The organism is Streptococcus oralis (assembly GCF_023109155.1).
Classification (GTDB): domain Bacteria; phylum Bacillota; class Bacilli; order Lactobacillales; family Streptococcaceae; genus Streptococcus; species Streptococcus oralis_BZ.
Genome location: NZ_JALDUA010000001.1, coordinates 686,012 through 702,241 on the forward strand (window position 1 = coordinate 686,012; position 16,230 = coordinate 702,241).

The 16,230-nt window shown below is 40.4% G+C and carries 9 protein-coding genes and 1 pseudogene; all 10 read left to right on the forward strand.

Annotated elements, in window-relative coordinates; genetic code table 11:
* Window positions 1-306: pseudogene (locus M1F63_RS03370) on the forward strand (hypothetical protein); the annotation flags it as partial.
* A gap of 460 nt (window positions 307-766) precedes the next feature.
* Window positions 767-1,330: an HAD-IA family hydrolase gene (locus tag M1F63_RS03375; protein WP_049520806.1), complete on the forward strand. Its 564-nt coding sequence runs from the start codon at window positions 767-769 to the stop codon at window positions 1,328-1,330.
* Between the two features lie 13 nt (window positions 1,331-1,343).
* Window positions 1,344-3,290, forward strand: coding sequence for a DNA topoisomerase (ATP-hydrolyzing) subunit B (gyrB, locus tag M1F63_RS03380; protein WP_049520734.1), 1,947 nt, complete (start codon window positions 1,344-1,346; stop codon window positions 3,288-3,290).
* 80 nt (window positions 3,291-3,370) lie between these two features.
* The gene (ezrA, locus tag M1F63_RS03385; RefSeq protein ID WP_084882756.1) at window positions 3,371-5,098 is read left to right on the forward strand and encodes a septation ring formation regulator EzrA; all 1,728 of its coding nucleotides are present in this window, start codon (window positions 3,371-3,373) and stop codon (window positions 5,096-5,098) included.
* Between the two features lie 103 nt (window positions 5,099-5,201).
* A complete protein-coding gene (gene pgdA, locus M1F63_RS03390; protein WP_084882757.1) occupies window positions 5,202-6,593 on the forward strand; it encodes a peptidoglycan-N-acetylglucosamine deacetylase PgdA in 1,392 nt (463 codons plus the stop codon).
* A gap of 81 nt (window positions 6,594-6,674) precedes the next feature.
* The gene (locus M1F63_RS03395) at window positions 6,675-7,517 is read left to right on the forward strand and encodes an aldo/keto reductase (RefSeq protein ID WP_084882760.1); all 843 of its coding nucleotides are present in this window, start codon (window positions 6,675-6,677) and stop codon (window positions 7,515-7,517) included.
* Window positions 7,518-7,806: 289 nt separating this feature from the next.
* Complete coding sequence (locus M1F63_RS03400) at window positions 7,807-12,318, forward strand: S8 family serine peptidase (RefSeq protein ID WP_247940715.1); 4,512 nt, start codon at window positions 7,807-7,809, stop codon at window positions 12,316-12,318.
* A gap of 316 nt (window positions 12,319-12,634) precedes the next feature.
* A complete protein-coding gene (locus tag M1F63_RS03405) occupies window positions 12,635-13,006 on the forward strand; it encodes a GFA family protein (RefSeq protein ID WP_247920424.1) in 372 nt (123 codons plus the stop codon).
* Between the two features lie 35 nt (window positions 13,007-13,041).
* Window positions 13,042-13,959, forward strand: a complete 918-nt coding sequence (glyQ, locus tag M1F63_RS03410) for a glycine--tRNA ligase subunit alpha (RefSeq protein ID WP_000038733.1) — start codon at window positions 13,042-13,044, stop codon at window positions 13,957-13,959.
* A gap of 211 nt (window positions 13,960-14,170) precedes the next feature.
* The gene (glyS, locus tag M1F63_RS03415) at window positions 14,171-16,207 is read left to right on the forward strand and encodes a glycine--tRNA ligase subunit beta (protein ID WP_247940716.1); all 2,037 of its coding nucleotides are present in this window, start codon (window positions 14,171-14,173) and stop codon (window positions 16,205-16,207) included.
* Window positions 16,208-16,230: the final 23 nt, after the last annotated feature.

The following is a 16,230-nucleotide window of genomic DNA, read 5'->3' on the forward strand; positions in this document are numbered from 1 at the left end:
TACTTTGATGCTAACTCAGGAGAGATGGCAACCAACAAGTTTGTCGAAGGTTCCCAAAATGAGTGGTATTATTTTGATCAAGCTGGAAAAGCAGTGACAGGCTTGCAGCAAGTTGGTCAACAGACTCTCTATTTCACGCAAGACGGCAAGCAAGTCAAAGGAAAAGTTGTTGATGTGAATGGAGTTAGTCGATATTTCGATGTCAATTCAGGAGAAATGGCTCGAAGCAAATGGATTCAACTTGAAGATGGAAGTTGGATGTATTTTGACCGCGATGGTAGAGGTCAAAACTTCGGAAGAAACTAATCGAATGTAGCTCAATAAAAATCAAACTTTATCTGACGATATACAAAAACGATAACTCCTTTAAAGGACGTTATCGTTTTTTGCCTGTTTGGAGAATAAATGACAATTGAAAAGAAAGAAGGAATCATTGGAAACTGAAATGAATTAACAAGAGATTCCATATTGGAATAATCTTTTTCTGCACTCTATTGTGACATTCAAAGCAATGAGGATTCTATTTTTAAAGTTTGGAAATCCAAAAGCGTTTCGTTTGCGAATAATGACGCGGTTGTTAGTAGTTTCTATTTTTTAATTTGTACATTTGAGAGAAGAAAGATTTTGCTTGATTATTCATAGAGGAGCTATTCTTCACAAAAAGGCTCCATCGATGCAATAGTGTTTTACTATCTATAGAAATTATAGAGCCGAAAAATCTAGGAAATCATCGCTTTTTTCATAAAAAAATGGTATAATGAAGGGTATGAAATATCACGACTATATATGGGATTTAGGTGGTACCCTATTGGATAATTATGAGTCTTCTACAGCAGCCTTTGTAGAAACCTTAGCCCAATATGGAATAGAGCAAGAACACGACCGTGTCTACGAAGCTTTGAAGGTTTCGACAGCTTTTGCCATTGAGAAGTTTGCACCAAATATCGAGGGGTTTTTAGAGAACTACAAAGAAAATGAAGCGCGTGAGCTAGAACATCCAGTTTTGTTTGAGGGAATTCCAGAATTACTCAAAGACATTTCGGACAAGGGTGGCCGCCATTTCTTGGTTTCTCATCGAAATGACCAAGTACTAGAACTTCTTGCTAAGACCCAGATAGCGAACTACTTCACCGAGGTGGTGACTGCTAGTTCTGGCTTTAAACGGAAGCCAGATCCTGAGTCCATGATTTATTTACGTGATAAATATCATATTACATCTGGTTTGGTCATTGGTGACAGAAATATTGATGTAGAAGCAGGTAAAGCTGCTGGCTTAGATGCCTATCTTTTTAATAACGTTGCGACATTGAGACAAGCAATAGACATGTAAGAAAAGGGAAAAAATGACAGAAGAAATCAAAAATCAACAGGCACAAGATTATGATGCCAGTCAAATTCAAGTTTTGGAGGGACTTGAAGCTGTTCGTATGCGTCCAGGTATGTATATTGGATCGACTTCAAAAGAAGGTCTTCACCATCTAGTATGGGAAATAGTTGATAACTCAATTGACGAAGCTCTAGCTGGATTTGCCAGTCACATCCAAGTCTTTATAGAGCCAGATAATTCCATCACCGTTGTGGATGATGGGCGTGGAATTCCTGTTGATATTCAGGAAAAAACAGGACGTCCCGCTGTTGAGACTGTCTTTACAGTTCTTCACGCTGGAGGAAAATTCGGCGGTGGCGGATACAAGGTTTCAGGAGGATTGCACGGTGTAGGTTCATCAGTAGTAAACGCTCTTTCAACTCAACTAGATGTTCATGTCCATAAAAACGGTAAGATTCATTACCAAGAATACCGTCGTGGTCATGTTGTTGCTGATCTTGAGGTAGTTGGAGATACGGATAAAAGCGGAACAACAGTTCACTTTACACCAGATCCAGAGATTTTTACAGAAACAACAACTTTTGACTTTGAAAAATTAAACAAACGTATTCAAGAACTAGCCTTTTTGAACCGAGGCCTTCGAATCTCCATCACAGATAAGCGTGAAGGTCTCGAACAGACTAAACAATATCACTATGAGGGTGGGATTGCTAGCTACGTTGAATATATCAACGAGAACAAGGATGTGATCTTTGATACACCAATCTACACAGACGGTGAGATGGATGATATCACAGTTGAAGTAGCCATGCAGTACACAACTGGTTACCACGAAAACGTTATGAGTTTCGCCAATAACATTCACACCCATGAAGGTGGTACGCATGAGCAAGGTTTCCGTACAGCGCTGACACGTGTTATCAATGATTATGCTCGCAAGAATAAACTACTAAAAGACAATGAAGACAACCTAACAGGAGAAGATGTCCGTGAAGGCTTGACTGCAGTTATCTCAGTTAAGCATCCAAACCCGCAGTTTGAAGGACAAACCAAGACCAAACTGGGAAATAGTGAAGTAGTCAAGATTACCAATCGCCTCTTCAGCGATGCCTTTTCTGATTTCCTCATGGAAAATCCACAGATCGCCAAGCGTATCGTGGAAAAAGGAATCTTGGCTGCCAAGGCTCGTGTAGCTGCCAAGCGTGCGCGTGAAGTCACACGCAAGAAATCTGGCTTGGAAATTTCCAATTTGCCAGGAAAACTAGCAGACTGTTCTTCTAACAACCCTGCTGAAACCGAACTCTTCATCGTCGAAGGAGACTCAGCTGGTGGATCAGCCAAATCTGGTCGTAATCGTGAATTCCAAGCTATCTTGCCAATTCGTGGTAAGATCTTGAACGTTGAAAAAGCTAGCATGGATAAAATCCTTGCCAACGAAGAAATTCGAAGCCTTTTCACAGCCATGGGAACAGGATTTGGTGCAGAATTTGATGTAACTAAGGCTCGTTACCAAAAACTCGTTTTGATGACCGATGCCGATGTTGATGGAGCCCACATTCGAACTCTCTTGCTAACCTTGATTTATCGCTATATGAAACCAATCTTAGAGGCTGGTTATGTCTACATTGCCCAACCACCAATTTATGGGGTTAAAGTTGGAAGTGAGATCAAAGAATACATTCAACCTGGTGCAGATCAAGAAATTAAACTCCAAGAAGCCTTAGCACGTCATAGTGAAGGGCGTTCAAAACCAACCATCCAACGTTATAAAGGTTTGGGAGAAATGGATGACCACCAATTGTGGGAAACAACCATGGATCCTGAACATCGCTTGATGGCGCGTGTTTCGGTAGATGATGCTGCCGAAGCAGATAAAATCTTTGATATGTTGATGGGGGATCGAGTAGAACCTCGTCGCGAATTTATCGAAGAAAACGCTGTTTACAGTACACTTGACGTCTAAAAAATGTGGGAAATAGTTCCCTTGGTTTAAAAAATATGATATAATCATTACGATTGTTTCTAGTATAAAAGGAGTTTGATATGTCTAATGGACAACTAATTTATCTAATGGTTGCGATTGCAGTCATTCTGATCTTAGCTTATGTAACAGCCATCTTTTTACGTAAGCGTAATGTAAGCAGATTAACGGCCCTTGAAGAAAGAAAAGAAGAACTCTACAACCTTCCTGTAAATGATGAGGTTGAAGCCGTTAAAAACATGCACTTGATTGGTCAAAGTCAGGTGACCTTCCGTGAATGGAACCAAAAATGGGTTGATTTATCTCTGAACTCATTTGCTGATATCGAAAATCACCTCTTTGAAGCTGAAAGCTACAACAATTCTTTCCGTTTTTTCAAAGCTGCTCACAAGATTGATCAAATTGAAAGCCAAATCGGCTTGATTGAAGAAGATATTGCAGCTATTCGCAATGCCCTTTCTGATCTTGAAAAACAAGAATCTAAGAATAGTGGCCGTGTCCTTCATGCCTTGGACTTGTTTGAATCCCTTCAACATACCGTTGCAGAAGATTCGGAGAAATATGGTAAGGCCCTTCCTGAGATTGAGAAACAATTGGAAAACATCCAATCTGAATTCTCTCAATTTGTTACCCTAAATTCATCAGGTGACCCGGTTGAAGCCGCAGCAATTCTTGATTCAACTGAAAATCATATTCTCGCTTTGACACACATCGTTGAGCGAATTCCAGCTCTTGTTGAAACCTTGACAAAGGAACTGCCAGAACAATTGGCAGATTTGGAAGAAGGCTATCGCAAGCTGTTGGATGCCAACTACCACTTTACAGAAACAGATATTGAGTCTCGTTTCCAACTTTTGCATGAATCTCTGAAAAATAATCAAGAAAATATTCGTCAGTTGGAATTGGACAATGCAGAGTATGAAAATAATCGCATCCAAGAAGAAATCAATGCGCTTTATGATATCTTCACTCGTGAAATTTCAGCTCAAAAAGTAGTTGAAAGTCTTCTTGCTACATTACCAACTTATCTCAACCACTTGAAAGAAAATAATCAGGTGCTTGTTCAAGACCTTGAACGCTTGACTAAAACCTACCTTCTTCCTGAAAGTGATGGCAATCATGTTCGTCGTCTTCAAGCAGAATTGGCTGCACTTGATACGGCAATCATGGAAGTGACAGAGGATCAAGGTGAGTCAACACAAGCCTACTCTGCTCTTGAAGAACAGTTGGAAATGCTTCAAAGCAACCTCAAGGATATAGAGGATGAGCAAATCTCTGTGAGCGAACGACTTGCGCAAATTGAAAAAGACGACCTCAATGCTCGCCAAAAAGCAAATGTCTATGTGAACCGTTTGCATACTATCAAACGTTACATGGAGAAGAGAAACTTGCCAGGTATTCCTCAAAGTTTCTTGAAACTTTTCTTTACTGCAAGTCATAACACAGAAGATCTGATGGCAGAGTTAGAACAACCACAAGTGAATATTGAATCGGTTAAACGAATTCTTGAAGTCGCAACAAATGATATGGAAGCACTTGAAACAGAAACCTATGATATCGTTCAATATGCAACCTTGACGGAGCAACTCTTGCAATACTCAAACCGTTACCGTTCATTTGATGAGCGTATCCAAGAGGCCTTCAACGAAGCGCTTGAAATTTTTGAAAAAGAGTTTGACTATCAGGCATCATTTGAAAAAATTTCACAAGCCTTGGAAGTTGCTGAACCAGGGGTTACAAACCGTTTTGTAACTTCATATGAGAAAACACGTGAAGCGATTCGTTTTTAAAAATAGAAGCTTAGAAGATTTCTAAGCTTTTTTATTTTCCTAAAAAAAGACAGAATCCCTGTTTATCATTGAAATAATAGCCTCGATTTGATATGATGGAAATATGAAAAAAAATAGAGCGAAACGTGTTTCTCACGATAAAACGAGAAGGCTATTGCTTTCCCTTGTTGGAATCTTAGGAATTGCTACGATTCTATTAGGGAGTGCTATTGGTTATAAGCTACTACAAAAGCAATCTTACGAACAAAAAATTGAAGCGCTAAAAAGCGAAAAGGACCAGCAATTCAACTCAGGTAGTCAGAAGGACCATTTCCGAAAAGGTCAAGCTGAGGTGATTGCCTACTACCCTCTGCAAGGAGAGGAAGTCATTGCGTCTGTTAGAGAAAAAATCAACCAGGATATTAAAGAAAAGCTGGAAGATAAAGAGGATTTGGTCTTTTATTATAGTGAGCAGTTGGACCCAGTCTTAAAGGGAGTTGTTGCTCGTAGTATCAGTAAGCAAGTCTACGATTTGTCTGCATCAAAGGTTGAAGAAAAAGAAAAGACTTCTTTAGGGAAAATTTTCTTGACTGAAGATGGGAAAGATTTTGACCTCAGCAAACTCTTCAAAGATGCAAGCAAGGCTAAGGAACTCTTACTGACTCAAATCAAATCAACTCTAGAAGATAAGAAACTTGACCAGGCAAAAATTGATCAAGTTATAAAGAGCTTCACAGACCAAGAATTGACATCTTGGAGCTTTGATTATAAGGATAGTCAAATCATCCTTTATCCTGCTAATCCAGGGGAGACTCTGGAGGAAATTGCCTTACCAATATCCAGTTTCTTTGATGTATTGGAGTCCTCTTATCTATTAGAAAAGGATGCTGAACTGTACCAAGCATACTTTGCTCAAAAAAATAAAAAGGTTGTAGCCTTAACCTTTGACGATGGTCCAAATCCTACTACAACCACGCAAGCTTTGGATACTTTAGCTAAATATGGTGTAAAAGCAACCTTCTTTGTACTTGGTAAAAACATTGCAGGTAATGAAAACCTTCTAAAACGAATGAAATCAGAAGGTCATGTTGTAGGAAACCACAGCTGGAGTCATCCCGTTCTTTCACAACTTTCGCTCGAAGATGCTAAAAAGCAAATCACTGATACAGAAGATCTGTTAACTCAAGTTTTAGGATCAAGCTCTAAACTCATGCGTCCGCCTTATGGTGCCATTACAGATGATATTCGTAACAGTCTAGACTTGAGCTTTATCATGTGGGATGTGGATAGTTTGGACTGGAAGAGTAAGAATGAAACAGCTATTTTGACAGAGATACAACGTCAAGTTCGTAATGGATCGATCGTTCTTATGCATGATATCCATGGTCCTTCAGTTAATTCTCTACCAAGTGTCATTGAGTATTTAAAGGGTGAAGGGTATACATTTGTGACCGTTCCTGAATTGCTCAATTCTCGCTTGAAGGCTCACGAGATCTATTACGATCGTGATCAATAATTGTTAAAATCTAAAGGAGCAAGTGTTCTGATAATCAGGATTTTGTTTCTTTAGATTTTCTTCACATAGAAAGGAAAAACGATGAAATCTTATACCCTTAATAATGGAGTTTCAATTCCTGTACTAGGATTTGGAACATGGAAAGCTGAAAATGGAGAGGTAGCCTACCAAGCCGTTTTAGAAGCCTTAAAGGCTGGTTATCGTCATATCGATACTGCAGCTATCTATAAAAATGAGGAGAGTGTTGGTCGTGCTATTCGAGATAGCGGTATTCCAAGACAAGAAATCTTTGTAACGACCAAACTCTGGAATACCAATCACAGCTATGATGAAGCACGCCAAGCATTTGAAGAATCAATGGAAAAACTGGGATTGGATTATCTAGATTTGTACCTTATCCATTGGCCAAATCCAAAACCACTAAGAGAAAATGAGGCATGGAAAACTCGCAATGCCGATGTCTGGAGAGCGATGGAGGATCTGTACCAAGAAGGCAAAATTCGTGCTATCGGTGTTAGTAATTTCCTTCCCAAGCATTTGGATGCCTTGCTTGAGACAGCAAGAATCATCCCGGCGGTCAATCAGGTACGCTTGGCACCAGGAGTTTATCAAGAGGAAGTGGTTGACTACTGTAGAGAGAAAGGAATTCTCTTAGAGGCTTGGGGGCCATTTGGACAAGGGGAGCTGTTTGAACAGAAAGAAGTCCAAGAAATTGCTGATAAGCATGGGAAATCAGTGGCTCAAATCGCCTTGGCTTGGAGCTTGGCAGAAGGATTTTTACCCCTACCTAAGTCAGTGACAGCCTCTCGCATCCAGAGCAATCTTGACTGTTTTGGAATTGAACTCAGCAGAGACGAGCGAGAAGTCTTAAAGACAATTTCAGTGACTTCGGGTGCACCTCGTGTGGATGAGATGGATTTTTAGTTTGTGAAATCTATTTATACTGAAATAACAAAGACTAGGAATTTTAAATCCTAGTCTTTTTGTGTATAAAAAATCTAAATTGTTTGTATAATAAAATAATTTTATGGATTGAAATATAGGAACGAATTTAGAAAATATTGGTTTGATGGAGCAAATAACACGAATGATAAAATTAAATAAGTAAGATATATACGTAAATATTACATTTTTGTGACAATTCAGATTTTTGTAAAAATTTATACCTATTTGCGCTATAATAGGTATACTTTAAAGAAAAAGGAGATTATGTATGAATAGACGACAACGTTTTTCATTACGGAAATACAAATTTGGTCTTGCTTCAGTTTTATTGGGAACTGCTTTGGTTTTTGGAGCAAGTCAAGTCAGTGCCAATGAGCAGAGTACAGGTGAAAATCAAGCTCAAACTCAGAAAATTAAGACAGAGCTAAAAGACGATAAACACTCAAACTCTGCGACTGACCAAACCAATACTAATGGGATTGCACCAGTAGTTGGAGAGAAACAAGAAGCTGAAACTTCTAAAGAGGATGCTAGTAAACAAGATGCTAAGGTAGAAACTCCAGTTGATAAAACTGCCGAATCCCAAGAATCAGGAAAAGATAGCGCAGTTGCAAACGAAGAGAATCAAGGTGTCGTCCAAAAAGAAACAACAGTAGATGCCAGTCCAGCGCCTGCTACTGAGAAGGCTTCTAACATAGAGAACAAAGAGGCTCAAGCAACGACAGCTCCTAAAACTACTGGAGAAACAGCAACTACTGAAAAAGAACAAGAAAAAGCTGAGTCTGCAAAACCCAATAGTCTTTCAAGCAATGATATCATCACAGTACCGAAAACTTGGAAGGCTGGTTACAAGGGAACAGGGACCGTTGTTGCCATTATTGACTCTGGGCTTGATTTGAATCATGAGGTTCTTCGAATTTCGGATCCGTCAAAAGCAAAATTTAAAAACAAGGAAGCCATCGAAGCAGCTAAAAAGGCTGCTGGAATCGACTACGGTAAATGGTATAGTAATAAGGTTGTCTATGCCTATGACTACTTTGACGGAACAGATAAGATCAAAGAAGCAGAAAGAACTTCTCATGGGATGCACGTAACAGGGATTGCAGCTGGAAACCCTGATAAAGAAGCACCAAATGGTGAAAAGGTCTATGGTGTTGCGCCAGAAGCCCAAGTCATGTTTATGCGTGTCTTTTCAGATCGCCAAAAAACGACAAGTTCGGCTCTATATGTAAAGGCGATTGATGATGCAGTTGCCTTAGGAGCAGATGCCATTAATATGAGTTTGGGATCTAGCACTGGTTCTATGGTGGATGCTGGTTCCGATATTGTGGATGCCATCAAACGGGCTCGTGCCAAGGGAGTATCTGTTCTTATCTCAGCAGGAAATAGCAATACATTCGGAAATGGTTATTCAAAACCGCTAGCCGAAAATCCAGACTATGGCTTAGTTGGAAATCCATCCACTGTTGAAGACTCAATTTCAGTTGCTTCTGTCAACAACAAAACATTGACAACAGCCGTTTTTGAAGTTAAAGGTCTAGAGGGAAATGCCGGCCTTCATAACGGAAAATTTGATTATAATCAACCTGAAGCAGATAAGGACTTTGAAAAAGGAAAAGAGTACGAATACGTCGAAGCAGGGTTAGGTCGTGAAGAAGACTTTGCGAAGTTGGATTTAACTGGGAAACTTGCCCTCATTCAGCGTGGAGCCATGAACTTTTCAGAGAAGATCAAAAATGCACGAAAACACGGTGCAGTTGGTGCATTGATCTACAATAATGTAGAGGGCGCAAACATCAATATGGCTATTGATGATGAAGCAAAGAAAATTCCTTCTGTATTTATTTCTAAACAGTATGGTGAAGCCTTAAAATCAGGAAACTACAAGATTGTTTTTAATGGTAAGATGGATAATCGTCCTTCTGATGTAGCCAATCAGCTATCTGACTTTTCAAGTTGGGGAGTGACTACTGATGGACAATTGAAACCGGATGTGACAGCTCCTGGTGGCAATATTTACTCATCCTTTAATGACAATACCTATGGTAGTATCAGCGGAACCAGTATGGCGGCTCCTCACGTTACGGGTGTTGCAGTTTTGGTTAAGGAATACCTTCAAAAACACCATCCAGAATTGACTCCTGAGCAAGTATCAGAGGCTGTCAAAGCCTTGATCATGTCAACTGCAAAACCACATGTTAATAAGGACACAGGCACTTATACCTCTCCTCGTCAGCAAGGTTCTGGTATTGTGGATACAGCTGCTGCAGTGTCAACAGACCTCTATGTAACGGGTGAAAATGGTTATCCAAGCGTGACTTTAGGAAATGTTGGAGATCAATTTACTTTCAAGGTCACTGTACACAATATTTCAGATACTGACCGTACTCTCAAGATGGTAGTGAATACCAATACAGACGAAGTCCAAAATGGAAAATTCACCCTTCGACCTCGAAAACTAACGGAGACAGTCTGGCCTGAAGTGACTGTTAAAGCCCACAGCAGTCAAACAGTCACTGTTAAAGTGGATGCTCGAAAATTTGCTGCTGAACTCAGCAAACAAATGCCAAATGGCTATTTCCTTGAAGGTTTTGTTCGCTTTGTAGATCCAGCAGATGATGGGGATATTGTGAGTCTTGCATTTATGGGCTTCCGAGGAGAGTTCCAAAATCTCCCCGCTGTCGAAAAACCAATTTACAATCTTGTTCGAGAAGGGAAAAACGGATTTTACACGGAAGTAGACAAGGAAAATCCTGCCGTTAACTACTCTAATGATGCCACCTATCTCGCAACCTTGCAAAATGACCTTCTTGTTTCTCAAGGTCAACGCCAAGGACGCCGAATTACCGTTCTGGGGATTGAACAAAATGCTGAAGGTAAGCATGTTCTTCAGTTGGACGAAAAAGGGAATGTCCGTATTGCCATTTCTCCCAACGATGATGGAAACAAAGACCTAGTTGAATACAAAACGGTTGCTTTGAGAAATCTTGTAAATCTTCGGGCTACAGTTTATGCGGCTACAGATACCAAGCATGAACATCCTATTTGGGAGGGCGATGCAAAGGATCTTCGTAAAAATTATTTTGATGGAGACAGTAGAAATCTGAAGAGTTATATTCTAGATAATACTGCTTGGAGAGGCCAGGATTTTGATGGCAATACCGTTGCAGATGGTTTATATGACTATGTTATTAGTTACACACCAGACGTTCCAGGAGCTAAAGAACAATACACGACCTTTAAAATTCAAATTGATACTCAAAAACCTGTCATCACAAGTGGTTATATTCGCTTTAAAGATGGAAACCAAGAATTCGTAGCTCGCAAACCAAAAGATGTGGGTCAAGGCGGTATCCTTTCAGAAAAAGTCTTCTATATCACACCATTTGACCAGAAAGGGACCATGGTTCTAACTGGGAAAGACCAGTCTGGAACTCGTGCGCTTGAGAACACCCATCTGATTAAGGCCAATGCTGACGGTAGTTATACACTTCCTAAGGATGTTGATAAGGCTAATATTTACTATCTTGTAGAGGACTATGCAGGAAATGTAGACTATATCTCACTTGCTGAACTTGTCCGCGATCAAAATAGTGGTCGAGTGAAAATTGCCTTGAAGGATGCAAAAACAAACCAGGATATTGATACCCTCTACGTCTATCGAATCAAAAATAGCAAGGGACAATATGTTGATGTTGACAAGACAAAAGCGATTCATTTCTTACAGTTTGGTCATTATACAGCAGAAATTTTCAGTTATGACCGAACAGAATTAAAATTTATCAGTGCTTTGTCCCAAGAGTTTGACTTGACGGAAGAAAATAGTTTCCAAACCATTACCTTCCTAGCAAATCTCCTAGAATATGCACCGGTATCTGTTTCCTTCAACCAAGCAGTTCCAAAGACGACTACAGTGGTTCTGAAAGGAGAAGATGGGACAAGTATCACTCTTCCTGCTGAAAAATACGGTCAATACGCCTTTGGTAAGAAAGTTGCTACAGGTCGTTATACTGTACAAGTCACCTTGCCAACTGGATATGAACTCCTTGAAGATCTCGTTTCCTTGCTCGTGAAGCCAGGTCGAAATAATGCTTTGCGTCTATCTGTTGTGTCTAAGTTGGCCTTGATTGCTGCGGTAAATCAACAAAAAGAACTGGTAGAAACGTCTCGTTACTTTAATAGTAGTGCAGATAAGAGAAAAGCTTATGACCAAGCTTTCCAAGTGGCACAGTCAGCCTTGTCAAGCAAGTTGAAGCAAGAATTGATTGATGGCGTTCTCGCTAGTCTTGAGGCTGCTGGTAAAGCTTTGGATGGAAAAGATTCGAACGTTACAGCCTTGAAAGAAGCTATGAAAGCTTACTACGCAACGACTAAAACTGGACGATATGCGAATGCCAAAGAAAAAGTACGTCGAGCTTATGATCGTGCCTTCCAAGAAATCGCCTTACTAGCTGTGGACCCTAGAGTCAAACAGGATCAAATTGACCAATCTCTCATTGCCCTAGCAACAGCTAAAAGTAAATTGAATGGCAAAGCTACAGACTTCTCTAGTCTGAAGAAACTGGTCAAGGATGAACGTCTTTTCCAAGAAAAGAACGCGAGATTTATCTATGCAGACAAGAAAGAAAAAGCAGCTTATCTTTTAACTTTTAAAGAGGCACAGGAACTCCTTAAAGATCCAGGAGCGAGCCAAGAAGATGTCAAAGATGCCATTACAGCCTTGAAACAAGCCAAGAGAAATCTACATGGCAAAAAACTAAAAGCGAAAAGACATCCTTAAACAGGACTTTCTGAAGCTTTACTGATAAATGAGTCTGGAACTTTGTTTTCAGACTCATTTTTGGTTTACACTAGCTAGAAAATCTGCTATAATACTAGCTAGGAAAGAAAGTCTTAGGGCGTTCTTCAGCGAGCTTGGGGTAGTGGGAGCCAAGTAGAACAAGGTAAGAAACTGGCGCTTTCTGTCGTATTTTTAAAAACAATGAAGTAATAAATTAGGGTGGAACCGCGTTTCTGACGCCCCTAGTCGCAAGGCTTGGGTGTTGAAATTCGGTTCTTTTTGAATTTCGTCTAATGCCTAAGTAGAAAGGAGCATAATGCTTAAAGGATCTTGTTTATGCAAAGCAGTGACCTACACTTTAGATGAGGAATTGTCGGAATTAGTTTTTTGCCACTGCTCATTCTGTCGGAAAGCAACTGCGTCTGCCTATACAGTGAATGCCAAAGTTAGCAGTAAAAACCTAGTATTGCATGGAAAAGAACAGTTGGTTACCTATAGTTCATCTCCAGGAAAACAACGCTATTACTGTCAGAACTGTCATAGTCAAATTTTCACTGCTCAAGAAAATATACCAGAAGTCTGTGCTTTGAAACTAGGTACAATAGACGAATGCAATCAGAATTTACAAACGGTTCCCAAACGTCATATTTTTCAGGACCCAGCTTTTTCTTGGTTGCTTGATGAATAAATCTAAAAAGATAATATAAATTAAAGGAGTAAACAATGTCTAAGAAATTAACATTTCAAGAAATTATTTTGACTTTGCAACAATTTTGGAATGACCAAGGTTGTATGCTCATGCAGGCTTATGATAATGAAAAAGGTGCGGGGACGATGAGTCCTTACACTTTCCTTCGTGCTATTGGGCCTGAGCCATGGAATGCGGCTTATGTAGAGCCATCACGTCGTCCTGCTGACGGTCGTTACGGGGAAAACCCTAACCGTCTCTACCAACACCACCAATTCCAAGTGGTTATGAAGCCATCTCCATCAAATATACAGGAACTTTATCTTGAGTCTTTGGAAAAATTGGGAATCAATCCATTGGAACATGATATCCGCTTCGTTGAAGATAACTGGGAAAACCCTTCTACTGGTTCAGCTGGTCTCGGTTGGGAAGTGTGGCTTGATGGTATGGAAATCACTCAGTTCACTTATTTCCAACAAGTTGGTGGATTGGCAACAGGTCCTGTGACTGCGGAAGTTACCTATGGTTTGGAACGTTTAGCTTCTTACATTCAAGAAGTGGACTCTGTCTATGATATCGAGTGGGCTGATGGTGTAAAATACGGAGAAATCTTTATTCAACCTGAGTACGAGCATTCGAAATACTCATTTGAAATTTCTGACCAAGAGATGTTGCTGGAAAACTTTGATAAGTTTGAAAAGGAAGCTGGTCGTGCCTTGGAAGAGGGCTTGGTTCACCCTGCTTATGACTATGTTCTCAAATGTTCACACACCTTTAATCTGCTTGATGCGCGTGGTGCCGTATCCGTAACCGAGCGAGCAGGCTATATCGCTCGTATCCGTAACTTGGCCCGTGTCGTAGCTAAAACCTTTGTCGCAGAACGCAAACGCCTAGGCTACCCACTTTTAGATGAAGCAACACGAGCTAAACTCCTAGCAGAAGACGCAGAATAAAGAGAGTGACAAATTATGAAAATGGGCGAACAGAGTGAGCCCTGAGCCAGTTGCCGCAGTGATGAAGGTATCCTTAGTGAAGCTAAGGATACTAGGCAAAATTGGAGACTTTTGGCTCCAATTTTAGCAATGAAACGACGAAGTCGGTTGCTTGCGTGCCAATCACATAAGGCAAACTGGAAAATAAAAAGATACTTTTCGGAGAAAAAACATGACAAAAAACTTATTAGTAGAACTCGGTCTTGAAGAGTTACCAGCCTACGTAGTAACTCCAAGCGAAAAACAACTAGGTGAAAAAATGGCAGCCTTCCTCAAGGGAAACCGCCTGTCTTTTGAAGCCATTCAAACTTTCTCAACACCACGTCGTTTGGCTGTTCGTGTGACTGGACTTGCAGACAAACAGTCTGATTTGACAGAAGATTTCAAGGGTCCAGCAAAGAAAATTGCCTTGGATAGTGATGGAAACTTCACCAAAGCAGCTCAAGGATTTGTCCGTGGAAAAGGATTGACAGTTGAAGATATTGAATTCCGTGAAATCAAGGGTGAAGAATATGTCTATGTTATCAAGGAAGAAGTGGGGCAACCAGTTGAAGCCATTGTTCCAGGTGTAGTAGACGTCTTGAAGTCGCTGACATTCCCTGTCAGCATGCACTGGGCTAACAACACCTTTGAATATATCCGCCCTGTACACACTTTAACTGTTCTTTTAGATGAAGAAGAATTTGATTTGGATTTCCTTGATATCAAGGGCGGTCGTGTAAGCCGTGGCCATCGTTTCTTGGGACAAGAAACTAAGATTCAGTCAGCATTGAGCTATGAAGAAGACCTTCGTAAACAATTTGTAATTGCGGATCCTCGTGAACGTGAGCAAATGATTGTTGACCAAATAAAAGCAATCGAAGCTGAGCATGGTGTACGCATCGAAATTGATGCTGATTTGCTCAATGAAGTCTTGAACTTGGTTGAATACCCAACTGCCTTTATGGGAAGTTTTGATGCCAAATACCTTGAAGTGCCTGAAGAAGTCTTGGTGACTTCAATGAAAGAACACCAACGTTACTTTGTTGTTCGTGATCAAGACGGTAAACTCTTACCAAACTTCATTTCAGTTCGTAACGGAAACGCAGAGCATTTGGAAAATGTCATCAAGGGTAATGAAAAAGTCTTGGTTGCCCGCTTGGAAGACGGTGAATTCTTCTGGCGTGAAGACCAAAAATTGGTCATTTCTGACCTAGTCGAAAAATTGAACCATGTGACCTTCCACGAAAAGATTGGTTCTCTTCGTGAACACATGATTCGTACGGGGCAGATTGCCATTCTCTTGGCAGAAAAAGCTGGTTTGTCAGTGGATGAAACAGTTGACCTAGCGCGTGCAGCAGCTATTTACAAGTTTGACTTGTTGACAGGTATGGTTGGTGAGTTTGATGAACTTCAAGGAATTATGGGTGAGAAATATGCTCTTCTTGCTGGAGAAACTCCAGCAGTTGCGGCTGCTATTCGTGAACACTACATGCCTACATCAGCCGAAGGAGAACTTCCAGAGAGTAAGGTAGGAGCCATTCTAGCCATTGCAGACAAATTGGATACGATTTTGAGTTTCTTCTCAGTAGGCTTGATTCCTTCAGGTTCTAATGACCCTTATGCCCTTCGTCGTGCGACGCAAGGTGTAGTTCGTATCTTGGATGCTTTTGGTTGGCACATTGCTATGGATGAGTTGATTGATAGCCTTTATACATTGAAATTTGACAGCTTGACTTATGAAAATAAAGCAGAGGTCATGGACTTTATCAAGGCTCGTGTTGATAAGATGATGGGTTCTACTCCAAAAGATATCAAGGAAGCAGTTCTTGCAAGTTCAAACTTTGTTGTGGCAGATATGCTGGAAGTAGCAAGTGCTCTTGTCGAAGCAAGCAAGAAAGAAGACTTCAAACCATCTGTCGAATCTCTCTCTCGTGCTTTCAACTTGGCTGAAAAAGCCGAAGGAACTGATACTGTTGATCTTGCTCTCTTTGAGAATGAAGAAGAGAAAGCCTTGGCAGAAGCTGTAGAATCTCTTGTTTTGTCAGGGGCTGCAAGTCAGCAATTAGAACAACTCTTTGCGCTTAGCCCAGTTATTGATGCTTTCTTTGAAAATACCATGGTAATGGCTGAAGATCAGACTGTTCGACAAAATCGTTTGGCTATCTTGTCGCAACTAACCAAGAAAGCAGCTAAACTTGCTCGTTTCAACCAAATTAATACTAAATAAACTCAGTCAAACGGACTGTATCT